Source organism: Chitinophaga skermanii, from assembly GCF_003259335.1.
GTDB lineage: Bacteria > Bacteroidota > Bacteroidia > Chitinophagales > Chitinophagaceae > Chitinophaga > Chitinophaga skermanii.
Map to the genome: position 1 here is coordinate 323,004 of NZ_QLLL01000004.1, position 23,925 is coordinate 346,928.

The window sequence follows — 23,925 nt, forward strand, 5'->3', positions numbered from 1 at the left end:
TTGTTAGGGGATTTGTAAGTAGTGAATCCCGGGTTCGTATTCTTTCTCTAAAGCTGCTACGATTAATTGGAAATCGGCTTCATTTTTCACAAAATCGATTTTAGTGGAATCGATCATGAGGGTACGAACGGGGTGTTGCTTGATGTATTGCATGTACATGTCGTGTACATTTTGCAGGTATTCATCGGCAATATTTTGTTCGTAGGAGCGGTTTCGTTTTTTGATATTGGCTTGTAGGAGGTCGACCGGCGCATTGAGGAACACGAGTAAATCGGGTTGTTTGAGTTGCGGGTTGATGATCTCGAACAGTTTTTGGTAGAGGTTGTATTCATCTTCAGCGAGGGTTACCTTGGCAAAGAGGAGGCTTTTGATGAATAGGTAATCGGAAATAACCATGGGCGAGAATAGCTCTTGCATGGAGAGCATTTCCTTGAGTTGTTTATAGCGTTCGGCCATAAAGAATAGTTCGAGTGGGAACGCGTATTGATCTGGACTTGCATAGAACTTTGGCAAGAACGGGTTATCGGCAAATTCCTCTAAAATTAGTTTTGCTTTAAAATGATCGGCGAGTTTGGTAGCCAAAGTGGTTTTACCGGCGCCGATGTTGCCTTCTATCGTTATGAACGGGTAACGCATGTTTCTATAAATCGCTTGCCTTTATTGAACTGGAACAAATGTATGCACCGGCAGATGGTCGGGGCATTCGTGTAATAACTCCGCTACGCTTTTATGTAGTAGGGGGTGTTGGTAGGAAGGCACGATGTCGGCCATGGGTACCAATACAAACCGCCGTAAATGCATACGAGGGTGGGGGAGTTCGAGTTGTGGGGATTGTATCACCACGTTGTTAAAGAAAATAATATCGATATCGATTACCCGTGCTCCCCATTTTTCTTGGCGAACACGGCCTATTTCTTGCTCGATGCTCGAGGTAACGGCTAATAATGCGGCCGGGTCGAGCGAAGTAGTTATTTGTAAAGCTTGGTTTAAGTAATCGGGTTGTTGCACATTTCCCCAGGGCGCAGTTTCGTACAAAGCCGATTGGGCGGTAATTTCGCCGGCTTTGGCATGAATTAATTCCCGCGCTTGTTGTAAATGTTCAACGCGGTTTCCTAAATTGCCACCTATAAGTATTATCGAAGTATTCATGTATTTTTAACAGCCCAAAAGTAGCCATATTCCTTATTTTTGAAAATATTTAAAAGGAAGGAACCCCTACTTTTGGTTATAAAACCCATTGATAAACAGCTCAAATGCCCGGTGGCATTGTTTTTTAAAATTTAAATGATATATGCGAAGCTTCCTCAAAATCTTTTTCGCCTCCCTATTAGCCATGATCGTTTTTACGTTCTTGGGCGTCATTTTCATGTTCAGCTTAATAGGTAAGGCCTTTACAACCAAGGCAACGGTTATTTCGCCTAACGGGGTGCTCGTGGTAGATCTTTCCGACAATTTTAGGGAACAAGCCAATTTACGCCCATTCGCTTCTTTTACAAATGAAGCGCCTGAGGAACCTGGTCTTTACGACGTAGTAAGCATGATCCGTTATGCTGCCCAAGATGGCAACATCAAAGGTATATACCTGAAAACTTCCAGCAGCGCCAACGGCTTTGCCAGCACGGAAGAGATTAGGAATGCGTTGATCGACTTCAAAAAAAGCAAGAAATTTATATATGCCTACGCAGAAACCATGTCGCAACAAGGCTATTATGTAGCATCTGTGGCCGATAAAGTGTTCCTAAACCCGCAAGGAGGGGTGGAGTTTAATGGTTTCAATATGACCGTTTTCTATTTGAAAAACGCCTTGCAGAAACTAGAGGTAGAGCCTCAAATCTTTTACGATGGTAAGTTCAAAAGTGCAACGGAGCCATTACGTGAAACTAAAATGACCGACGCTAACCGTGTTCAAACGACCGCTTTCTTAAATGAGCTGTATGGACATTATTTGAAAGGTATTGCAGAAGCCCGCAAATTGGATTCTGCTACATTGCACAGTTACGCGCAAAATGGTGCTATTAACTTCCCGCAAGACGCTGTTACGTATAAATTAGTAGATGGGTTGCAATATAACGACCAAGTAATGGATTTGATTAAGAAATCCATTGGTTTAGGAGGTAATGAAGACGTGAACTTTATTAGTCTTGGTAAGTACCATGCAGCCGATGTGTTGCCTTACAACTATAAAGATGCGGGCGTTGCCTTGGTATTTGCAAGTGGCGATATTAAAGGTGGTACCGATGAAGAAAACGTATCCATTGCCAGCGAGGATTACATAAAAATCATCCGTGATGTACGCAACGACGATAATATTAAGGCCGTGGTTTTCCGTGTGAATAGTGGTGGTGGTAGCGCTTTGGCGTCTGAAGTGATTTGGAGAGAAATAGAATTAACGAAGAAAAAGAAACCGGTGGTAGTGTCGATGGGTGATTATGCAGCGAGCGGCGGGTATTACATTGCTTGTAATGCAGATGCCATTTTCGCGGAACCTAATACGCTTACCGGCTCGATCGGGGTATTTGCCGTATTACCGAACATGCAAGGATTCTTCAATAACAAACTCGGCGTAACGTTCGACGGTGTTAAAACGGCACAATATGCAGATATGGGTTCTGTAACCCGCCCGTTAACGGAAAACGAGAAACGTCTCATGCAATCTTCGGTAGATTCCATTTATAGCACATTTAAAAGTCGTGTTGTAGCGGGCCGGAAGCTTGCAGGCGCTGTAGTTGATAGCATTGCACAAGGACGCGTTTGGAGCGGTACAGAAGCCAAAAGAATAGGTTTAGTAGATCAACTTGGCGGTATTGAAGATGCGTTAAAACATGCGGCTAAATTGGCCAATTTGCCGGGTTACCGTGTAGAGCAATACCCAGAATTGAAAAACCCATTATCGAAGTATATGAAAACATTGGGTAATGCGCAGCTAAGCGAGTCGATTATTGCGAAGGAATTGGGTACGAACTACGCGATTTACAAGCAATTAAAAAGCTTGCAAGCCATGAAAGGTGAAGTACAAGCACGCTTGCCTTACGACTTTACGATTCAATAAAGTGATGTAATAATAATATTTGAAGAACCGGGATGGCAATCGATCCCGGTTTTTTTATGTAAACAATTGAAGTAGTTCGTATACTCACTGGCCGTTTTAGCAAACAGGGTGAAGATATCGATGCACGTGGGTTTTATTCATACGTTACCCATGTAGCAGATAAAACAGTTCTATATCCAAGCATACATATCCACCCTACAGGTTAAAATGTTATTTTTACAACTTAGAAGAACCCTTATATGAAACAATTACGATACCTAGCCATCATTGCTTTGTTACAGGCGTGTAATGGAACGCAACCAACTAACACTGCAGATTCTACTGTTGTAACTGCAGATAGTTCAACCCAGGTTCAACCCGCTGCTACTGCCCAAAGTGATCTTGATACCCTTCATGTGAATGGGAAAGTGTGGTACATATCACCTGCCACGGAAAGTGAATTCAAAGGAGCAGATAGTATTGCGGTAGATACCAGCGAAATTAGGATGTTTGCAAAAGTTGGTCATGATATATCTTATAGGCATGGCGATACATTGTTTGTAAAAGCCGAAAATGGTAAAATAGCTACGTTTGTAAACAACAAGTCTGATAATGACGATTATGCGCATTACCAGCTCCAAGGCATTTTGAAAGAAGCTAACCAAGTGTATGTGTTAGGTTCGTTTTATGAATGGTCGGATGGATATTTAGTAGACTTAAAAACGGGTAAGAAGCAAGAGATTTATTACAACCCGAATGTTTCACCGAATAAGCAATTTATTATTACATCATCGTATGATTTAGTGGCTGCATTTGTAGATAATGGTTTTATGTTTTTGGAAAGGAAAGGGAATGGTGAATATACCAAGGTGGATCATAAGATATTGAAGGATTGGGGAACTGATGAATTTCGTTGGTTGGATGATGCAACACTGGTAGCGGAAAGGAAGCGTGTGAATGAGGCAAACGGTTACGAGGAAACCATTGATTATATTAAGATTTCGATAAAGGATAAATAGTACAAAGTGTTTTGGATAAAATTATCCAAGCCACTCACAATAGATTCTTCGTTTAAGAAATAGCAAACGGGCTTTACTTGGTAGAGCCCGTTTTTTTATTGTTCCGAATCTTCATCTCCATAGGACTTAGACGAGAGCCGGATCACTTGGTTATTGGTATTATTAACAATGTCTTGCGCTGTTAACCTTAATCTTCTTAAGCCATCGGCTAGAGCTTCCATACTTCTTTCCATTTCAGCAGCTAAGCGATTGTGGTATTCGATGGCATCGGACATTGATTTGATATGATCATTTAATACGTTACAGAGTACCTGCGACCCGCTAAAGGGATCGAAAGATTGTATCGTCATCATAATACTATCATAAGCGTCGATCATTTTATTCAATGCTGCTTCATTTTCTACGCCGTTATCGACATGGGGGAAAGGAGATTGGTGTTTTGTGCTAGCCATAAACAGGAGATTTTGAGGAAAAACGATGCAGTAAATTAATGAGAAACGTTGTTGGGCTTTGTTAAGTACATGTTATTACATGTTAAATACCCATAAATAGACTTTTACATGCATATTGGGAAATTTCTTATCGCTACTGTAGCGGGTTTAAGTGGTTTTTAGGAAAATTTTTAAAGAAAGGGGGTAACAACTTTTTAGCTGTGCTGATATACTTACGAATCATCTACTGGCGCACGCCGAAAAGCCAAAAAAGAATAGAGTAGGCATTACTTAAATTTATTTTTATGAAAAACGCTTTATTATTTGCTACAGGTTTTGCGCTTACTGCTACTATGTTTTTTTCATGTAAAAAGAACGATACAGTAACGCCTATATCTACCGTACAATCTACAAAAGCATTTATCGAAAAATATAGTCCTGCTACACAAAAATTTACCTTCAACGTTAGCAGTTTACCTCAAACACTTTCTCTTCAAAGCGGCACAAAACTTACCATTCCACAAGGAGCATTTACAGTGGATGGCCGGCCGGCCACCGGTAGTATTACTGTAGAAGTAATGGAAATGATGAACCGTTCGAGCTTAGTTCGTGCGGGTGTAAATACAAACCATATTTCGGGTCTGCCCTTAGTATCTCAAGGTTCTTTCTTCTTTGATGCAAAAGTAAATGGAGTGGATGCTGATAGGCGATTAGCGGAGTTGGTAGAATTTAAAGTACCTGCGAAAGATGCCGATTTTACACAAATTTGGATAGGTAGAGAAGACACTTTAGCGGGTAGGGATGCGTTACAATTTGGTTGGGATCAACCGGTGAGAAGACAAGGTGTGAATTTAGAAGTTAAGAAAAGTGAGGGCAATTTCATCTTTAATTTCGGCAGCTTGGGATGGATTAACTGTGATGTATTCTACAGCTACAGCAATCCTAAAACCACGGTGCGTGTTGCGTTGCAAAATAACCCTGGTACGTTAGCTTCTTTTAGAGCCAATACAGGTGAAACGTACGTGTATTTCTGTGCAAAGGGTAGCAATGTGGTGGCCCAGTTCTATTATCCTGATGGCCCGAACGGCGCAAAGAGTTACGACAATTCAATGCCTATTGGTGTAGAAGGTAGGTTGATCTCTTTCAGCATTAAAAACGGTCAATTCTTCTTAGCGAAAAAAGATATTACCATCAGTGCCAACCAACAAGAAACACTTGTATTAGCGCCTTCTACAGAAAGTGCTATTCAAAGTGAAATTGATGCGCTGAGTAACTTATAATTCATTCTAGGTATAGAAAGAGTTAACCCCAAATTGGCAAGCCATCAAAAACAAAAAGCCGTCTCTACCGGGTAGAGGCGGCTTTTGCTTGTATATAAAAAGACGGTTTATTTTGATCCTGTTTCGCACACGGTGCTTAGGTGGTTTAGCCCTTGTTCGATGTAGGGGCCGTATAACCTGTCCATCACGAAACCCCGAACCTTCCACCAAGGCATCATACCTACATTGGTTTCTAATACCCAGCGGATGGCGGTACCGTTGGCATCGCCGGTGGTAGGTTTAATTTGGATAGTGCCGATCATGGGTTTCATACCTTGAAAGGTTACTTCGTATTTGATACCTGTAGCAGGATCTGATTCCAAGATTTTTACGGTGCCTTCTTCTTGGTTACTGGTGTTTACGTAAGTAAATGTAGCGCCTACGCCATGGCTTGGTGTTGACATAGATTTAAGCGTTAAGCCGCTTTTATCGTTATAGCCGGGACTCCAAGGATTCCAATTGTGCCAGTTCTTAAAATTGGAAATTTGCTCGTACACGGTGCTCGTTGGCGCGTTAATACTGCCCGAACGTTCCGAGCTGGCATTTGACGGCAGCATCAAGGAAAGAAGGAATCCCAAGATGCAGAAGATCAATACGCTAACGATAAATAATTTAATCAATCGCATGTTTATGTAGTTGTAATCGTTTCAATTTTGCGTAGTCCTTTCTCGAAATCTGGTCCTACGTATTTATCCATTAACCGGCCGAACAGCTTTTTAATAGGATGTAAGCCTGTATTCATTTCGAATGTCCAGGTTATTTTTACGCCGGGCGTACCGGGTTCGAAGCGGAAAGTGCTTTTATTGATACCTCGGCCTTCGAAGTGGATATCGCAGGTAATGAGTTCATAGGGCCTGGATTCGTTGATGGTAACTGAGCCGCTACCAACATGCTTTTGTTGGCTATGCCAGCGGTAGAAAGCCCCGGCACCGCTCGTTTTTTCGCCGAACGTGGTTTGCATATTAGGATCTAAACCGAACCATGGCGACCATGTTGGCCAATTTTTAAGATCATTCACTTGCTCGAACAGTGTTTCTATAGGAGCTTTGATGGTACGTGAGCGCTCCACCCTGATTAAAGAAGGTAAAAAGAGGGAAAAGATCACCAGGCCTAGAATGATTAATAAAACGGCCCCTAACAAAATATATAATGCTTGCATGATGTAGTTTTTACTGGGTAAACCAAGTGCTACACGGAGGTACAGGTTACTATAAGTTACTGAAAAATGTGCAATTAAACTATTCCCAACGGAATACCTTTACGGCTACAGCGTACACCACTACCGCCCAAATAGCTAGTACGAGTAATTGGGGGCCTACATTCCAAATATGTAAGCCTTCGAAAGCCACTTGTCGCATAGCATCATTTAAGTGCGTAAGCGGCATAATACGGCAGATAGGTTGCAACCAGGTAGGGAAGTTGTCGATAGGGAAGAAGGTGCCTGCTAAGAGGAATTGAGGCAGGGTAATGATGTTGGCGAATGGTGGGATGGTACTTTCATTCTTCGCAATGCCACTCACCACGAAACCAAAACCCATAAATACAATCAACCCGATAACCGACAATAACAACATTTCCAAGAAAGTTGTAAAGCCATGGATCAAGGTGAATCCGAAACCGAAATAGCCAATACCAATAATAATAACAGAGCCAAACAGTTGAAATGTTAAGCGGCTGAGCGCTTCACCTAAAATGATATAAGCGCGGTGAATAGGTGTTGCAAAGAAACGCTTTAACACTAATGTTTGTCGTAAACTAAAGAATAGAAAAGCGGTACCGAAAACGGCTGCGCTCATTAATGAGAAACCCAGCTGGCCGGGTAAGATAAAATCGATGGTTTTATATTTTCGACCTTCAATTGTTGTTGTTTTCACCTCTGCTGCTGAAGGGCGAGGGTGCAAGTCAAGATCAATGCGGTTGATGGTTTCATTCAGCACATTCATGAATGGTCCGAAAGTTTGACCGGAAGCAGTACTAGTGCGAACGTTCACTTGGATACGTTCGTTCGCAGGTGCTTGAATATTGATAATGGCTGCTAAATTCCCTTTTTTTAACTCGGCCTCCATATCGGCGGCAGGTTTATCTTCTACAAGTTTGATGGCGGGATTCTTAAGCAAACCGTAATAAACTGGGTTGCCGGTATTGGAAGCGTGATCTACGCCTACACGAATGCTACTGCCTTTTCCACCTAAAAATCCAAATACCAAGATAAATACCAACGGAAAGGCCAAGCTGAATACCACAGCGCTCGGGCTTCTGAATATTGCCCTGATGCTGGCTTTCATAATGGCCATCATGGCTCTCCATTGGCTATACTGTTCTGCCATATCTAAAATTTTGAAAAACGGCGTAAAACTACTACTGTTTTGGCCATTTACATAATTAAAATTTAAAGATTAGGCTTGTAGTTCGCCTTGCGCCACTAAGGAAAGCAAATCCCGGATGCCTTGGTAAACTGTGTCGAGCTGCTCGTTGGTGATGCAATAAGGAGGTAAAATATACAGCGTATTGCCCAATGGGCGTAACATGATACGTTTTTTCTTAAAGTATTGATGGAGATACTTAGCTAGGTTGTTGGTATAGGTGTCTTCCCCGCTACTGACCACTTCAAAAGCGAGAATAGTACCTTGAATACGTACGTTCTTCACCTCGTTGCATTGCGATAAGAAGGTTTTAAATTGAAGGTGTTTTTGATGAATGCGCACCCTGTTTTCAAAACACTTTTCATCCAAGAATATGTCTAAACTTGCCAATGCTACAGCACAAGCAAGCGAGTTAGCTGTATAAGAATGCCCATGGAACAATGTTTTTAAAGAGCTATCGGAGAGGAAGGCATTGTAAATATTATCGGAGCAAGTAGTTACCCCCAAAGCAATCGCGCCACCTGTTAACCCTTTCGATAAACACATGATATCGGGGGCGGTATTGAAATATTGGCAAGCGAAATTGCGACCGGTTCTTCCGAAGCCAGTCATAATCTCGTCGGCAATTAATAACATACCTTCTTCTTTACAATGTGCCAACAATTGATCCATGAGGGAAGCGCTGTACATTAACATACCGCCGGCACCTTGTACCAATGGTTCAAAAATAAAAGCAATTGTTTCTGGTGCTAGGCTGGTAATTTCATCTTTAAGTGCTTGGATATTTTGATGCGTAGGTGTGTCGATAAAGTGTACATCGAACAAGAATTCTTCGAATGCATGGGTAAAAACACTGCGAGCGCTAATACTCATGGCACCAAATGTATCGCCGTGGTAGGCATTTTTGAAGGCGATGATTTTCTTCCTTGGAGAACCCAAGTTATGCCAATATTGAATGGCCATTTTCATAGCCACTTCAACAGCTGTGGAACCATTGTCGGAATAAAACAATTTTTGTTGTTTGCCCGGTAGTATAGGCAATAAGCGTTCTGCGAGTTGTACAGCCGGTTCGTGGGTATAGCCAGCAAAAATGCAATGTTGCAAGGTGCGTGCTTGTTCTGCCAATTTCTCTGCAATATGCGGATGAGCATGCCCGTGAATATTCACCCACCAACTCGACGTAGCATCAATGTAAGCATTCTCCTCTTCATCAAACAACAAAGCACCTTCACCCCGAACAATGCCAATAGGCGCAGGAGCGGTCTGCATTTGCGTATAAGGATGCCATATAACTGCCTGGTCGCGTTCGCTTAATGTCTTTTTCATGGTTTCAAATATAGGGGATTTTGATATACAGCAAGATATGATTGTGCTCATGTATATTTTCTGTTATCAATTGTGCATTTTATCCCAATTCATTGGCTACGTATATAGTCAAATGCGCCATGATACTACAAATGTTCATTTTATTAATATCCGCCGCTATGGCTACTGTAGCGGCTTGCAGGCTTTCGTTGCAACTATTTTCGTAATTTTGTGTTAAGCTTAATCGTCACGCAAATTCGTTCTATCTTCATTTTAACCCTGCATTTTTTCCCGCGAAAAAATCTTATATTATGGATATAAAACAAATTCCCGTAACCGATAATGAATTGGCACATCAATTCGAAATGAAGGTAAACGGGCAAATAGCGAAAATTGAATACATGATGTCGGGTGAAAGGATGTTTCTTACGCATACGGAAGTACCCGTTTCGTTAGAAGGTCAAGGTGTAGCCGCACACATGGTAGAGAAAGTACTACAAATTATCGACGAACGGAAATTGAAACTCGTGCCACTATGTCCATATGTTGCCAGCTATCTTCGTAAACATCCTGAATGGAAAAGATTACTGGCCCACGGCATTCGTATTTAAACACAACATTTAGTTAATATTTTATCTTATAAAAACGTATAGTCATGACCGTTAATTTCAACGACGCACACAAGTTGCACCAAGAATGGAAACAAAATCTTTTGCAATCAGAGCACGAAACAAAATCAATGAACCAAGAATTGACTGTTTTAGTGAATGATGCAAAAACAGAAGAACAAAGAAAAACGGTTGATCACCTGCAGAATCAATTAATTCGTCAGAAAGAAGTTATCAACGACCAATTGGCATGGGTGGTGAAAGCTGATAAAATTATGAGTGAAAAAACGGCAGATGACAATGAGATTAGTATTTTACATAAGAAAATGGTGGATGACATGGATACCTTCAACCGCCTGTTCAATGAATTACGTGTAGAGTTCAGAAACTTTAAAAGCTCTTTATTAAACTCATGATAGCAACAGTAACGTTAGGTGCAGAGGATTTCGAAATGAAAGCCGTGATGCGCCAACATGAATTATTATTAGACGAACCCGTTAATTATGGCGGAAAAGATCTTGGTCCTGCATCCATGGAGTTGCTTTGCGCAACTTTGGGTGCTTGCACCGTAGCCACGTTGAAAATGTATCTCAACCGTAAAGGTTGGCAAATCCATGGCTTGGAAGCAGTTGTGGAAAGAACGGCAACGGTCAACATAAAGCCGGTCTTCACTGTTAATATTACAGTAAAAGGTGATTTAACACCTGAACAAACCCAACGTATGCTTGATATTGCAAATGCATGTCCTGTGCATAAAGCGTTGGAGGGAAGCAATAAGATTATTACAAAATTAGAGGTCAATGGAAGCTAAAATTGAATACAGCAACGGCGAGGTCACTGTTGTCTGGAAACCTACATTATGCCAGCATACCGGCATATGCGCAAGAGGTTTACCAAGCGTATTTCAACCGAAAGAACGCCCTTGGATTAAAACGGATGGCGCCACTACGAACGAAATTATTGCGCAAGTGAAGCAATGTCCTTCTGGAGCGTTATCGTACTACATGAATGCAGATAAGAAGCCAACAACGGGCAGCTAATTCAAACAAAAACAACAAATATGGGAGTAAGAAGCATCAAAGCACTGGTACAGGCCGAATTGAAAGATTTAGATGGAACACCTGTATGGCAAGGATTTCCAACAGCGAAACAAGATAGAATCGACCCGTTTTTGTTGTTGCATCATTTGTATGTAACCATTGATGAGCATGCCATTCTGCGCCATGCAGGAGCGCCACCGCACCCGCATAGAGGTTTTTCACCTGTTACCTTTATTTACAAGGGAGGGGTGCATCACCGTGATAGTCGTGGTAATAATCATGTTGTGTATGAAGGAGGAACCCAATGGCTGCATGCAGGCATGGGTATTATTCATAGTGAACGTCCACCTGCTGATATTCATGAGCGGGGAGGTAGGCAAGAAATGATACAACTTTGGGTCAATACACCGGCTGCTCATAAAATGGATCAACCTTCCTATCAACCTTTAACAGCCGAAGAAACGCCCGTTGTTACAAGCCAAGATGGTTTGTTAACGGCGCGCATTGTGAGTGGCGAGTTATGGGGAACGAAGGGGAAGATAAAAACATTTACCCCGATGAATACCTTTATGGTGGATTGTAAAGCTGGGACAGATACCGTGTTGCCGATTCCTACTTCTCATCATGCATTTGTTTACGTTTTGTCGGGCCTATTAGCTTTGCCGGGTGATGATGAAATTGGTGGCTGGTTTACAATTGTATATAACGAAGATGGTGATGGTATTCACATCAAAGCGAAAACAGATGCCCAATTATTTATTGCCAGTGGAGCACCTATCAACGAAAAAGTAGTCGCTCATGGCCCTTACGTGATGAACACTGAAACCGCGATCTTAGAAGCGATGCGTGATTATCAAATAGGGAAGATGGGTATTTTAATAGAAGATTAATAAGAAGGGACGATTTTATCTCTACATTTGTAGAGATGAAACCCTTCCACCCTATATTACACGAAGTTGAAATACACTCGGCTAATCCTTCAGCTGCAAAAGATTTCTATGAACAAGTACTGGGATTGAATATACACGTTAACCAAGCACAATTAAAAGTGTTTGATAGCGGAAAGCCAGGGCTTGATTTAAACATAAGTACACATTACCCGCAGCAATTCTCTCTTTCTTTTTTAGTGAATGATATAGATCAAGTGATGGCGCATTTACGCGAAACGGGGACTTTCTTTGAAGGGCCTGTAGACGCTCATTTGGCAATGAAACAAGTTGTGGTTATAGATCCCGATGGAAATAGAATTGCGTTAAATATGCCTACTGAACATTCGCCGGAATGGTTGAAACGAATGGTGTAAGAGCAGTGCTTTTTTTGCACTTAAATGGATGAATGAAAATGAATGAGGAATGTAATTATTTAAGGAAGCCTTGGATAGATGAACCTTAAATTGTGAGTGTCTCAACACTTCCCGAGATGGTAAGTATGTTTTTAATTATGTTGCGTATAATAACCATGAAAAGGATACTTGGTATTTAACTTATTATATAAAAAAGGTCGTCTGAATAAGGCGACCTTTTTTTATATAACAATTATTGACAAGTCAATTAAGCTTTTACGAGCATTTTACCTTGGTTCTGTCCAGAGAAAAGGCCGAGGAAAGCTTCCGGTAATTGATCGAAACCATCGACGATTGTTTCGGTGTATTGTAGTTTACCTTCTTTTACCCAAGAACCCAAAGCTTGCATCGCTTCTCCAAAACGAGGGGCGTAATCGCCGATGATAAAACCTTTGATAAGTGCTTTTCTTGTGAGGATAGTGGGTAGAATACGTGGGCCGGTTTCTACCTTTGTATTGTTATATAGGGCAATTTGACCACAAAGAGCAATACGAGCGAAGAAATTCAAATTCGCTACCACGGCATCTGTAATATCACCACCAACGTTATCGAAATAAACATCTACACCATCTGGAGCAGCCGCTGCAATGGCAGCTTTCATATCTTCAGTGGTTTTATAGTTAATAACTTCATCGTAGCCATATTTCTCTTTCAATAGCGCCACTTTATCGTCCGAACCCGCTATGCCAATAACCCTAGCACCTTTAATTTTCGCGATTTGGCCAACAACAATACCTACGGCACCGGCAGCACCAGAAACCACTACAGTTTCACCAGGTTTGGGGTTGCCAATATCTACTAAACCGAAATATGCGGTAAGCCCGGGCATACCCAAAACTCCGAGGTAATAACTTGGTGGAATACCATTTACATCTACTTTACGCACTTCTGTGGCGCTGATAGCGATTTTGGTTTTCCATGGAAGGTAACCTACTACGGTATCGCCCGCTGTTAAATCCGCGGCTTTGCTTTCCAATACTTTCGCTACAATGCCACCAACAATAGGAGCATCGAGTGGGTAAGGAGGAGCGTATGATTTCGCGTCGTTCATACGGCCGCGCATATATGGATCCACGGAAATGTAAAGTGGATCGAGTAACACTTCGCCATCTTGTAATGCAGGCGTTTCTATATCTTCAAATCTAAATGTAGCTGCTGTTGGTAAGCCTTTCGGACGTTCTGCTAAAACTATTTGTTTTGCTTTCATGATTTCTAAATTTAATAAACAGGCAGGGGGACAATAGAGGAACAATGTAATAACATGTACCGGTTAACAAAGTTGGCGTTGGTTATGAAATAATTATGCAATACTAGCGCTTAATTTCACGTCGATATTATTGCGGGTAGCATTAGAATAAGGGCAAACTTGGTGAGCTTTTTTCACCAAATCATCGGCTTGTTCTTGTGTTACACCTGGAATGGTTACGTTTAATTTTACAGCTAATCCAAAACCGCCGGCTTCTGTTTTGCCGATGCTTACTTCGGCTTCTACGGTGGTGGTGCCGGTTTGTAGTTTTTCGGTACGAATCACGAGATTTAAAGCAGAATCGAAACATGCTGAATAGCCTGCGGCAAATAGCTGCTCGGGGTTTGTGTAAGCGCCGCCGGAGCCGCCAAGTTCTTTTGGCATTTTTACGTCAAGATTCAATACGCCGTCGCTAGAAGTGACATGCCCGTTTCTTCCGCCCGTTGCTGTTGCATGGGCTGTGTATAATGGTGTGATCATGCTATATGATTTATTTGTTTGGAGGAATAATTTTATGGATTATTTGGTAGAGATGGGAACGCAATGAGCTAATATCTTCATTAGAAAGATCCAAGCTGCACTGCATTGCCAGCGGAATGGATGCTGCCTCGCTTTTCAATGCTTCTCCTCCTGGTAGTAAAGAAATGATAACAATTCTTTCGTCTGATTCGTTTCGTTTGCGGCTGATAAATTTTTTCGCTTCGAGACGTTTCAGTAGGGGAGAAAGCGTACCGCTGTCGAGGTACAAACGTTCACCGAGTTCTTTTACGGATAAAGAAGGTTCTTGCCAAAGTACTAGCATCACAAGATATTGTGGGTATGTGAGGTCGAGCTTTTCCAGGAGGGGGGTATAATATGTAATAACCTTCCTAGATAATGCATAAAGCGGGAAGCAAAGCTGTTCTTCTAGTTTAAGTTGACTCATTGTGATTAATTTGATAACACAAAATTAGATTGCGCACAATTGAAATCCAAATTTATTTTTAATCTTATGATACTTCGATCTTGAAATACTTACTCAGTGGGGAATTTGGAGGGAAAATTATTTAAAGCTTTATACAGGATAGCATTTTAAGGATTTTAGGCTTTGAAAGTCAGTATAGTAGATAATTTGATAGGTTGTATTGAAATTAATGCTATTCCTGTCTTCATTTCAAGCTATCCTTTCTTCTCAATCCAATACAGGCCAACATCTAAGAAAATACCAAAAGAAGCTAAACACTGAACAATAATAGTATATATAACTTCAGCGTGATTCATTAAATTCGTATTATAATCGTCAACCTATCTAAATCGGAGCATGTATGAATATGAGTAGGCTGTTGCCTTGCATATGTTTGTTGGCCATCGTGGGCACGCAATGTAAAACCCAACAAAGTAAAGGGTTGCGTAAGCCTACGGAGAAACTTGCGCTCAATAAAAACGGGGAAGCCATCAATAAGATTGTATTCCTTACGTACCGGGTTACGTACGATAGCACCCGGCAACAATACGATTTCAAGTTGACAAACAAGTTCTTTGCTGATGGTGAACTGAATCCTAACATGTTAGCACAAGTACCATCTATTGAACCTAATTACTTGTATTGCGAGGTAACCGGTAAATACGGTACGCAATACAATAAAGTAGAAAACCCGTTGCAAATTGTACGCGAATATCCCGCCGATGATGAAAGCGGGGCCCTCGCCAAAATCACGATCCACCAAAAAGAAGGAGAGTTCACAGCTAGGTTTCAATACAATAGCGATGTTAAATATTTAATGATCAAAATTCCCAACCTTCAATCACAACAATTAAAAACCATTTATTATGCACAACTCTAAATCGTTCTTGAATGGTTTGTTGCGCGTTTTTGTTCCCGTGTGTTTGCTAATGTGTGTAGAGGCGCAAGCACAAACATTTCCGATCGACTCGTTACAATATAATGGTCCTCGTAACAAACGGATTAACCTTGTATTCGTAAGCGATGGATACACGTCGGCAGAATTGACCAATTTTGTAACCAATGCTACTACTGTCAACACTGCTTTGATGAACACCGTCCCGTTCTCGAACTACAAAACATTTTTTAATACCTACGTCGTAAAAGTACCTTCTACCAATTCTGGCACGAAACATCCCGGTACGGCATCCGACGAATCTTCTTCTGGTGGTCAACCCGTAGCGAATCCCACTACTTATTTCTCCAGTACGTTCGATTATGGTGGTATCCATAGGCTTGTATACCAAAGTAGTTTAACACCTATTACCAACGTATTAAGTGCCAATTTACCTCAATATAATCAAGGCTTTGTACTCGCCAATTCTACTTACTACGGTGGTGCAGGAGGTACGTATGCTACTGCTACAACGCATGCATCATCTGCTGAAATTGCGATTCACGAAATTGGTCACTCTTTCGGTGCATTAGCCGACGAATATTGGGCAGGGGCAGGTTATGCTGCTGAAAAAGCAAATATGACCCAAACAAGCAGTCCAACCACGGTGAAGTGGAAAAACTGGATTGGCATAAACGGCACGGGTGTTTATGCTTATGGAACATCAGGCGCGCAAGCAACTTGGTATAGGCCACACCAATCGTGCAAGATGCAGTATTTGGGGTATGCTTTCTGCTCGGTTTGTACAGAAGCTTTCGTGAGTAAATTCCACTCGCTTGTGAATATGATTGATAGCTATTTGCCAACCAGTACATCCTTTACATTGGTAGGTACAGGCGCCACATCATTTAGCGTAACGCATTTACAAACCTCGAATAATACAATTAAAGTGAAGTGGTATTTAAACAATAGTACCACGCCTTTTGCAACGGGTGCTAGTGTTAGTATTCCTTACGCTACATTTGTAAACGGTACCAATACAGTGAAAGCGAGCGTGATTGATAGCACAGGTTTGTCTAAATCCTATTTGCCGGCGGTGGGCTATGTGAAGAATGTAACATGGACGGTTACTAAATCCACCGGGATGCTAGCTGTAGCGGATCTTGCAGGTGAAATTAAAAACAATGTGGGGTATATTTCCTGGGCAGTGCCAGAGGTTAATGGAGATGAGCAATTCTTTATAGCGCGTAGCATAGACGGTATTAATTTTAAAACGGTGAATACGTTACAAAGTCAGCCCGGGTTAAATCGATATACATTTATTGATAGCGATATTCAACTGCCTGTTTCATATTACAAAGTATCTGTAAAACGTGGTAGTAACATTGTTAGCAGCGATGCCATTCGTTTACAAAAAGCTTTATCGAGCTTATCTTACAAGGTGTATCAAGATGCATTAGCTCGCCGTTATAATATTAATTACGCCAGTGAAACAAACTTGAATGTATATATTACCATAACGAATGCTAATGGTCAGCAAGTGTTGAAACGCGATTTGGGTAAAACATCCCAATCCTCCACCTATACATTCGATTTGGCGAATCAACCACCCGGTGTGTATTACATGACATTATTCATCGGCAACGAATCCGAAACAACAAAGTTGATGGCATTATAAAACAAACATTAATTATTCTTTCATAAACCATTATTGTTTGGTTGATGTTTAATTCCGCAATCCTGCCTAAGTTTGACGCAGAAAGATTGACAAGCGAATTTTTCATACACCAAAACGCCCACTATGCAACTCCCGCGCTCGTAAGAGCCGGGAGTTTTGTTTTATATAATGTTCCTTGTAAATACTGGCTGACGTTGGGTTTGATAGGAATGATGTGCAGAAATTGTCCATGTGTTAACCGTTATTGTTGTTCATTTGGCGTATTGAAAAGTGAATATCATTTTTGTGCGCATAAACGCACACTATGCCAACGCAACCAAAGGTATTGTTTTCAAACACGGAAGACGCATTTGCTTATAAACACGATAAAGCCTTACAGAAAGCCAATTTTTTATTTAGTATGATGGGCAAACCATGGCTTGTTAACCTAGGTACACGCCTTACACCTTGGGCATTGAAATGGCATTTACCGGTGAAGTCGATCATTAAGCAAACGATTTTCGAACAGTTTGTAGGGGGTGAAACGTTAAGTGAAGTAGGGAAAGTGGTGAATACGTTGGATCAATACAATGTGCAAGTTATTCTTGATTACGGGGCAGAAGGAAAGGAGAGTGATGAAGACTTTGAACGGACTACGAACGAGTTTTTGCGCATATTGGATTACGGCGCATCGAAAAGGAATATACCCTTTATTGGGATTAAAATTACTGGTTTCGCACGCTTTGCGTTATTAGAAAAGTTGAACGATCACGTTCAATTTTACCCCACAACGCAAATAGATACAAACATATTAAACACCGAAGAAAAGCAAGAATGGGAGCGCGTAATCGCACGTATGCATAAAATATGTGCGCATGCTCATACCAAAGGAGTGGGCGTGCTAGTAGATGCTGAAGAGTCTTGGATTCAGAACCCAATCGATGCCCTCACCCTTATGATGATGGCGCAATTCAATACACAAACATCCATTGTGTACAATACCTACCAAATGTACCGCCACGATAGGCTCGCATTTTTCCAACAAAATTTCCAATACGCACAACAGCATAATTTTATCCTCGCCGGTAAAATCGTTCGCGGGGCCTATATGGAAAAGGAACGTGCCCGTGCAATTACTTTCAATTACCCATCACCCATTCAACCCAATAAAGCGGCGAGTGACAAAGATTTCGACGCTGCTATTGCGTTCGGACTGCAACATATAGAACAAATTGCTTTAATTATTGCCTCGCACAATGAACAAAGTGCCCTGCAAGCGGTAGAAATGGTACAAAACAGTCCTGTTGAACTCCAACATAAACACGTACATTTTAGCCAATTGTATGGTATGAGCGATCATATGACCTTCAATTTGGCCAAAGCAGGCTGCAATGCCAGCAAATATTTGCCTTATGGTCCTTTGCAAGATGTAGTGCCTTATTTGATGCGCCGTGCCCGGGAAAACAGCGCTGTTGCTGGCGAAACTTCGCGCGAATTGGGTTTAATCAAGAAAGAATTACAAAGAAGAAAAGCAGCCGCTAGCCACAGCAACTAACATTTTTTAGCTAAAACTTAACAAAAATTGTCCCTCATTTGGAAAATTTGAGTTTTATTGATTAATATTAGTTAGTGAAAGTCATTCAATTTACTGTGCCAATGTCTACGGATGATTCCGTAGTTGTAGAAGAAGATCGCCTGCCGAACTTCTATAATTACCTGCATCGCCATAAGGAAATGCAAGTTACCTTAATAATCAAAGGTAGCGGTACCCTTATTGCCGGCAATTACACGCAGCCATTTGAGCCTGGTAATATTTATATAATGGGGGCTAACCAACCACATATTTTTAAATCGGACCCCAGTCATTTTGCCAACAACAAGAAAGACAATGCCCATGCTGTTCACATATTCTTCGACCACGATAGGATCTTAAAGAACCTATTGCATTTGCAAGAAATGGAGCATATCAAGAAGTTCTTAGACCGAACTCATAGCGGTTTACAGGTGATAGATACAAAGTTGCAAGCACAATTGGCTCCTTTAGTTATGAAGGTAAGTGCCGGTTCCGGCTTCGAGCGTCTTATCAACTTCTTCCAGCTCTTGCAATACTTCTCCAAAGACGTGAAAGAGTGGAAGAGCCTTTCTACAGGTTTCTCGAAATATTCCTTTACCGATTCCGAAGGAATTCGCATGAACGACATCTATCAGTACACGATGGATCATTATAACGAGAATATTACCCTCAAACAAATTGCCGCCGTTGCCCATATAACGCCGCATGCCTTTTGTAAATACTTCAAGAAGCATACGCGCAAAACCTATATGGCTTTCCTCAACGAAATCCGCATCAACGAGGCTTGTAAGAAAATCATCAACGGTGAATTCACAAGTATCGCCGGCATTGCTTACGCCATGGGTTTCAACAGCGCTATTAACTTCAACCGTGTCTTCAAAAAAACAACCGGTCTCTCTCCCAGCGAATACATACGCTCTTTTAAAACGAAATAAGTATCATAAATACAGAAAATACTATTACTTATAGTGGAGGTTATGATCATTAGCTGATCATGTATATTGCTATGTGAAGCTCGTTGCGCACATTCGAAGGGTTCTAGTACTTATTTAATGCACTGCGCTTGGGGTAATTGGAATTAAACTTACTGCAAATAAAAAAGCGGTTAACCTTTCGATAAACCGCTAAAAAAATCTTTTTCTAGGTTGGGCGACTACGCTTCGCAGTTCGCAATGATCTTATTCAATAAGTCGTTTAATTGATCGATCTCGTTGTTTTTCAAACCTTTGAGAGCGGTTTTTCTATTCGCTTTCATAATAGGTTGTAAATTTTTTAAGAGCGTGGTAGCTTGGGGAGTAATGGAGAGATTGAACCTTCTTCTGTCTTGATTGTGCGTGGTACGTTTTAATAATTTCTTTTGTACAAGCAATTCAATCATGCGGGTTACAGACGCATAATCTTTGTTGATAGTGTTGGCGATCTGCTGTTGTGTTGCGTCCGGTGTTTCATTGAAAGCACTCAAAACCATCCACTGATCAATTGTTACATCCACATCGTTTTCGACTAAAGATTGTTGAACCAATTGACGGTACTTTTTTATTGATATGTCAATTGTGTTAAATAAAATGTCGCTAGTTTTCTCGATTGCCATAAAAAATATTTGACACAAATATAATTGATAAATAAAAATTACAAGCCTGAAATCTACCAAAGCAACACTAAATAACACTGTGCAGCCGTGTATTTTAGCCGATTGGTTGCTTGTAATCCTTTGCTGTATTGTGTTTGGGAGCAGATGTTAAAAAATTCCAATCCTTCTAGTCCGTTTGGCCTAAATGAAGTATTGCCTGGTATTTGGTAGGTTGAACGGCTGAAATGTAGGCTGGAAGGTTGTACGATCGAAACTATTTGATGTATCAAAGTTTCCGTGTTGGGTAAAAATAATGGAGCCGTACCGGGATCGGTACGGCTATTTCAACCACCATTATAAAAAGGAATTATTGATAGAAAAAATTTTGTGCTTTTTAATTAAGCCTGCAACGAATGCAAGCTTCTTGCGCTATTAAATCATTAACCTAATTTAATCCTTGTTGATTTGCGAAATATTTTTTCAGCATTTTGTTTAGCTAGAAAAAAGCGGCGATACCTGGATAGATGTCGCCATGAATATTCCCGCATCGAAAACGACTAAACTTTCATTTAGTGTTTCCAGATTTGTAAATGATTACAAACTCCATTGATAATTGAATCATGACTAAAGCTTGTTCAAATAGGTTTTCGATAGAATATGGTAAAAACATTTCCGGAGGGATTTCTACATACCTTGGATTCGATTTACCGAATGTTGTAAATGGTTTGCTTTTGACCTTACGGTGAATATTTTGTAGTAAATAGGGGCTATGCTTGGAAAAGCATGGCCGACTTTACTATTAGTTATGAGTGCGATTTCAAAAATGTATTACACGTTTAAGTATACCAAATTCTTTTCCATCACATCATGCTATTAAACAGTCTAATTTTTAAAAGAACTTACCGTATTCCACCTGGTTACCTCTTTCACATGTAAAATATGGGCCTATAAGAGTATAGGCCCTACATTACGTCTAACCTAATTTAAACCGTTTGAATGAGATGGATTACTCGAATACATCAACATCGTTCTTATTATAAAAGGATTATGTTTTGAGAAAAAAAAATAAGATTTTTTTTTAGATGGGCCACTGTAGGGGATTTGATGCGGTGTAATTATCAAAAAATTAATTTACTTTTTATTAGATATAAGAGGGGCCAGGTATAAAAAAAACTGCATAAAGCAGTTCAACCAAGCTTCATGCAGTTTATAAACATTTGTAAGCAGTACTAATCGTTGTTACTACTAACAGTGGCTGTTTGTACAGTGGGGGGTTTTTGTTTTGCAAAAGTTTGTTTACGGTGCATCGAAGAGAAGAAAAACACAGATGCTACGCATATCCCAGTAATCGTAATTACCGAAACAAATGCGTACACCTTGTTCTTCCAAGTAGTAAACTCATCCTCGGCTGCTTCCGTTTCTTCTACAACCGCCTTCTTATCGTCCACAATCGTCAAGGGTACAATAATGGTGTGCGCTACCTTTTGTACAGGCGGCTGAATGCTCTTATGAATCGACAATTCCTCGAAGAACGAATCATACTGTGTCTTGTCTTTAATGGCCAATTCCAATAATTCTCCTTGTTCGGGGCTCAATGTGTCTAAAAATTCATGTAGCATGCTTTGCTTAACGGGATTAATATTGCCTTGCATATCTCGAATCATTAAATTTATTGCTCAACGGCTCGCAAAAACTTTTTCCTCACGAACTTTAATAAAATAATAAACGTCCTAAACCCATAGAAGGTTCTAAGATTCCTATCTTTTTTTAAATTCTGGCCCATAATCAACACTGTAGCCAATTATATTATTCTTATTACATTTTTCTGCTACAACTATCTCGCTCTATTTGAAGTATTTAATTCGATCATTCCCATAACTTTTTAAAAAAAATTATAAACGCTGTACTATAAAGGATTGTGTAAGTTTTACAACATCTCCAGCCATGCATTTTACCCACAACATACATTTTGGTTCCACTAGTTCCCGTTTTTGCATTACTTTTAGATATAAGCATGTTTGTATGACCAATTATCGTTCGTACCCCTTTCCATACCATATTCTTAAATATATTGAAAAACATACCCTCATCGGGGTGCGTGCCGGTAGAAACCGGCAGAAATTCGTAGAAGTGTGGATGGTAGTAGTCAATAACCGCGTATTTGCACGGTCGTGGGGCCAAGCGCCGCTGGGGTGGTATACCGAGTTTCTTACTGATCCTATGGGGGCTATCCGGTGCGGTGACGATATTATTCAAGTGGCCGGGTTTATACCGCCAGATGCCGATAAAATCCAACAAGCTGTTAGCAACGCCTACCTCTCGAAATACGATTACGGCGAAAACTCATTTTACGCTAACGGGATCACCGATGCCGCCCGCGAAAAAACTACACTGGAATTCTTACCCATCAAAATCGATGCGCCTTAATGAATATTAATCTTGTTGTTGTAACGACGATTCCCGGATGATTAAATTGGTTGGAAGCACCTTCGTTTCGAAGGTGGTAACCGGGCGTTTACTCTCTATCATACTCGTTAATAGCTCTGTTGCACTTTGACCTATCTCGAAGGCAGGTTGACGAACAACGCTTACAGGAGGTGAAAATAAATCGGCTAGATTCGTATTCGTGAAGCCAATGAACCCCGCTTTGCGAATAGCTCCTTGTTTCTGCTTAATAATTCCCAAACAAATTGTACTCAACCGGTCGCCCGCCGTAAATATAGCATCGGGCTTTATCTTGGGCCGGAAAAGATCTTCAACAGCAACTTCTACCTCATCGATCATCATACCACCATGGTTGCAATATTTAATCAAGTTTTCATTCACGGCAATATGATGCTTTGCTAGCGCATCTTTATACCCTTGTAATCGTTCGCGGGTGATAGATAAATGGGTGGAGCTGGTAATGTGCGCAATTCTTTTGAAACCTTGGTATATCAAATGCTCGGTTGCATGAAATGCCCCCATGTAATTATCGGCGGTGACTTTATGCGTATCAATTTGATTGGATATTCTATCGAATAACACTACAGGGAATCCTTTCTCGTACAGTTGCTGTAAATAACTGAGATCACTTGTTTCACTGGATAAAGAAATAAGTAATCCATCTACGGAGCGGGATACCAGGTGTTGAATATTGACAAGTTCGCGTTCTTTGGATTCGTGGCTTTGAGTGATGATAACATGGTAACCACGGTTGTACGCAATAGATTCTATACCGGCAATGGCTTGTGAGAAGAAGTTATTGGCAATTTCAGATACTACAACACCGATGGCTCTACTGCGCTGTTCCTTCAAACTTAGCGCAATAGGATTCGGGCGGTAGTTCATACGCTCGGCATACTCCAATACAAGTTTCTTTGTTTCAGGTGATATTTCATAACTCCCTCTTAATGCCCGCGAAACTGTACTGGTGGATAGGTTAAGCGCTTTGGCGATATCTTTAATGGTAACAACTTCAAATTTCATAACAAGTAATATCAGTGGAACTTGGTGTACAAGATATATAATTCCTTCTTACAAAGCATCACATGAATGCATCATCTTCCACCAATAACGCCCGTTCCTACCTGGCAAAAATGAAGCCCGGCGCTATGGTAACGATGTC

At 40.8% G+C, this 23,925-nt stretch carries 27 protein-coding genes; 14 read left to right on the forward strand and 13 right to left on the reverse strand.

Going from position 1 to position 23,925, the window contains the following annotated elements; genetic code table 11:
* Positions 1-3: 3 nt before the first annotated feature.
* Both LX64_RS11995 and folK read right to left on the reverse strand, forming a co-directional pair.
* Positions 4-636: a deoxynucleoside kinase gene (locus LX64_RS11995; RefSeq protein ID WP_111597894.1), complete on the reverse strand. Its 633-nt coding sequence runs from the start codon at positions 634-636 to the stop codon at positions 4-6.
* 21 nt (positions 637-657) lie between these two features.
* Positions 658-1,149, reverse strand: a complete 492-nt coding sequence (gene folK / locus LX64_RS12000; RefSeq protein ID WP_111597895.1) for a 2-amino-4-hydroxy-6-hydroxymethyldihydropteridine diphosphokinase — start codon at positions 1,147-1,149, stop codon at positions 658-660.
* A gap of 142 nt (positions 1,150-1,291) precedes the next feature.
* Here folK and sppA point away from each other — a divergent pair, with 142 nt between their 5' ends.
* Together sppA and LX64_RS12010 are read left to right on the forward strand one after the other, a co-directional pair.
* A complete protein-coding gene (sppA, locus tag LX64_RS12005) occupies positions 1,292-3,049 on the forward strand; it encodes a signal peptide peptidase SppA (RefSeq protein ID WP_111597896.1) in 1,758 nt (585 codons plus the stop codon).
* A 239-nt stretch (positions 3,050-3,288) separates the two neighbouring features.
* The gene (locus LX64_RS12010) at positions 3,289-4,047 is read left to right on the forward strand and encodes a hypothetical protein (RefSeq protein WP_111597897.1); all 759 of its coding nucleotides are present in this window, start codon (positions 3,289-3,291) and stop codon (positions 4,045-4,047) included.
* Positions 4,048-4,142: 95 nt separating this feature from the next.
* Here LX64_RS12010 and LX64_RS12015 read toward each other — a convergent pair whose 3' ends face one another.
* The gene (locus LX64_RS12015) at positions 4,143-4,499 is read right to left on the reverse strand and encodes a hypothetical protein (RefSeq protein ID WP_111597898.1); all 357 of its coding nucleotides are present in this window, start codon (positions 4,497-4,499) and stop codon (positions 4,143-4,145) included.
* A 284-nt stretch (positions 4,500-4,783) separates the two neighbouring features.
* Between LX64_RS12015 and LX64_RS12020 the strand changes: the two genes are divergently transcribed.
* Positions 4,784-5,758, forward strand: a complete 975-nt coding sequence (locus tag LX64_RS12020) for a hypothetical protein (protein ID WP_211324795.1) — start codon at positions 4,784-4,786, stop codon at positions 5,756-5,758.
* Between the two features lie 107 nt (positions 5,759-5,865).
* Here LX64_RS12020 and LX64_RS12025 read toward each other — a convergent pair whose 3' ends face one another.
* The 4 genes from LX64_RS12025 to bioA all read right to left on the reverse strand — a co-directional run bounded on the left by LX64_RS12025 (position 5,866) and on the right by bioA (position 9,486).
* Positions 5,866-6,423 carry an SRPBCC family protein gene (locus LX64_RS12025; protein WP_111597899.1) on the reverse strand — a complete coding sequence of 186 codons (558 nt, stop codon included), beginning with the start codon at positions 6,421-6,423 and terminating at the stop codon, positions 5,866-5,868.
* 2 nt (positions 6,424-6,425) lie between these two features.
* The gene (locus LX64_RS12030; protein WP_111597900.1) at positions 6,426-6,956 is read right to left on the reverse strand and encodes an SRPBCC family protein; all 531 of its coding nucleotides are present in this window, start codon (positions 6,954-6,956) and stop codon (positions 6,426-6,428) included.
* Positions 6,957-7,035: 79 nt separating this feature from the next.
* Positions 7,036-8,124, reverse strand: coding sequence for an ABC transporter permease (locus LX64_RS12035; protein WP_111597901.1), 1,089 nt, complete (start codon positions 8,122-8,124; stop codon positions 7,036-7,038).
* A 69-nt stretch (positions 8,125-8,193) separates the two neighbouring features.
* Complete coding sequence (bioA, locus tag LX64_RS12040) at positions 8,194-9,486, reverse strand: adenosylmethionine--8-amino-7-oxononanoate transaminase (protein ID WP_111597902.1); 1,293 nt, start codon at positions 9,484-9,486, stop codon at positions 8,194-8,196.
* Positions 9,487-9,776: 290 nt separating this feature from the next.
* On the opposite strand from bioA, the gene LX64_RS12050 reads away from it, so the two are divergent.
* The 6 genes from LX64_RS12050 to LX64_RS12075 are packed head-to-tail and all read left to right on the forward strand — an operon-like array spanning position 9,777 to position 12,416.
* Positions 9,777-10,076 carry a GNAT family N-acetyltransferase gene (locus LX64_RS12050; protein ID WP_111597904.1) on the forward strand — a complete coding sequence of 100 codons (300 nt, stop codon included), beginning with the start codon at positions 9,777-9,779 and terminating at the stop codon, positions 10,074-10,076.
* 44 nt (positions 10,077-10,120) lie between these two features.
* The gene (locus LX64_RS12055; protein ID WP_111597905.1) at positions 10,121-10,489 is read left to right on the forward strand and encodes a hypothetical protein; all 369 of its coding nucleotides are present in this window, start codon (positions 10,121-10,123) and stop codon (positions 10,487-10,489) included.
* The gene (locus tag LX64_RS12060) at positions 10,486-10,884 is read left to right on the forward strand and encodes an OsmC family protein (RefSeq protein ID WP_111597906.1); all 399 of its coding nucleotides are present in this window, start codon (positions 10,486-10,488) and stop codon (positions 10,882-10,884) included. The genes LX64_RS12055 and LX64_RS12060 overlap by 4 nt, the downstream gene beginning before the upstream one ends.
* Entirely contained in the window at positions 10,874-11,113 is a 240-nt protein-coding gene (locus LX64_RS12065) for a (4Fe-4S)-binding protein (RefSeq protein ID WP_111597907.1), read from the forward strand. Before LX64_RS12060 ends, LX64_RS12065 begins: the two co-directional genes overlap by 11 nt.
* A gap of 20 nt (positions 11,114-11,133) precedes the next feature.
* Complete coding sequence (locus tag LX64_RS12070; protein ID WP_111597908.1) at positions 11,134-12,003, forward strand: pirin family protein; 870 nt, start codon at positions 11,134-11,136, stop codon at positions 12,001-12,003.
* Between the two features lie 35 nt (positions 12,004-12,038).
* Entirely contained in the window at positions 12,039-12,416 is a 378-nt protein-coding gene (locus tag LX64_RS12075; protein WP_111597909.1) for a VOC family protein, read from the forward strand.
* A 247-nt stretch (positions 12,417-12,663) separates the two neighbouring features.
* On the opposite strand, the gene LX64_RS12080 is transcribed toward LX64_RS12075, so the two are convergent.
* The 3 genes from LX64_RS12080 to LX64_RS12090 form a co-directional block, all read right to left on the reverse strand.
* Positions 12,664-13,662 (reverse strand): NADP-dependent oxidoreductase, encoded by a 999-nt coding sequence (locus LX64_RS12080; RefSeq protein WP_111597910.1) that lies wholly within the window; start codon positions 13,660-13,662, stop codon positions 12,664-12,666.
* Between the two features lie 93 nt (positions 13,663-13,755).
* Positions 13,756-14,181: an organic hydroperoxide resistance protein gene (locus LX64_RS12085; RefSeq protein ID WP_211324796.1), complete on the reverse strand. Its 426-nt coding sequence runs from the start codon at positions 14,179-14,181 to the stop codon at positions 13,756-13,758.
* Positions 14,182-14,191: 10 nt separating this feature from the next.
* Positions 14,192-14,626 carry a MarR family winged helix-turn-helix transcriptional regulator gene (locus tag LX64_RS12090; protein ID WP_111597911.1) on the reverse strand — a complete coding sequence of 145 codons (435 nt, stop codon included), beginning with the start codon at positions 14,624-14,626 and terminating at the stop codon, positions 14,192-14,194.
* A gap of 379 nt (positions 14,627-15,005) precedes the next feature.
* On the opposite strand from LX64_RS12090, the gene LX64_RS12095 reads away from it, so the two are divergent.
* From LX64_RS12095 to LX64_RS12110, 4 genes are all read left to right on the forward strand, one after another.
* On the forward strand, positions 15,006-15,524 hold the full coding sequence (locus LX64_RS12095; protein ID WP_148707290.1) for a hypothetical protein: 519 nt from the start codon (positions 15,006-15,008) through the stop codon (positions 15,522-15,524).
* Positions 15,511-17,196 carry a M64 family metallopeptidase gene (locus LX64_RS12100; protein WP_111597913.1) on the forward strand — a complete coding sequence of 562 codons (1,686 nt, stop codon included), beginning with the start codon at positions 15,511-15,513 and terminating at the stop codon, positions 17,194-17,196. Before LX64_RS12095 ends, LX64_RS12100 begins: the two co-directional genes overlap by 14 nt.
* Before the next feature lie 304 nt (positions 17,197-17,500).
* A complete protein-coding gene (locus tag LX64_RS12105; RefSeq protein WP_111597914.1) occupies positions 17,501-18,730 on the forward strand; it encodes a proline dehydrogenase family protein in 1,230 nt (409 codons plus the stop codon).
* Positions 18,731-18,831: 101 nt separating this feature from the next.
* Positions 18,832-19,683, forward strand: coding sequence for an AraC family transcriptional regulator (locus LX64_RS12110; protein ID WP_245952638.1), 852 nt, complete (start codon positions 18,832-18,834; stop codon positions 19,681-19,683).
* Between the two features lie 218 nt (positions 19,684-19,901).
* On the opposite strand, the gene LX64_RS12115 is transcribed toward LX64_RS12110, so the two are convergent.
* Together LX64_RS12115 and LX64_RS12120 are read right to left on the reverse strand one after the other, a co-directional pair.
* The gene (locus LX64_RS12115; protein WP_111597916.1) at positions 19,902-20,339 is read right to left on the reverse strand and encodes a MarR family winged helix-turn-helix transcriptional regulator; all 438 of its coding nucleotides are present in this window, start codon (positions 20,337-20,339) and stop codon (positions 19,902-19,904) included.
* 1,208 nt (positions 20,340-21,547) lie between these two features.
* Entirely contained in the window at positions 21,548-21,970 is a 423-nt protein-coding gene (locus LX64_RS12120) for a hypothetical protein (RefSeq protein WP_148707291.1), read from the reverse strand.
* 370 nt (positions 21,971-22,340) lie between these two features.
* Here LX64_RS12120 and LX64_RS12125 point away from each other — a divergent pair, with 370 nt between their 5' ends.
* Positions 22,341-22,745 carry a DUF2255 family protein gene (locus LX64_RS12125; protein ID WP_158538604.1) on the forward strand — a complete coding sequence of 135 codons (405 nt, stop codon included), beginning with the start codon at positions 22,341-22,343 and terminating at the stop codon, positions 22,743-22,745.
* Positions 22,746-22,751: 6 nt separating this feature from the next.
* Here the strand turns inward: LX64_RS12125 and LX64_RS12130 are convergent, their stop codons facing one another.
* Positions 22,752-23,786: a LacI family DNA-binding transcriptional regulator gene (locus LX64_RS12130; protein WP_111597919.1), complete on the reverse strand. Its 1,035-nt coding sequence runs from the start codon at positions 23,784-23,786 to the stop codon at positions 22,752-22,754.
* Between the last annotated feature and the right edge of the window lie 139 nt (positions 23,787-23,925).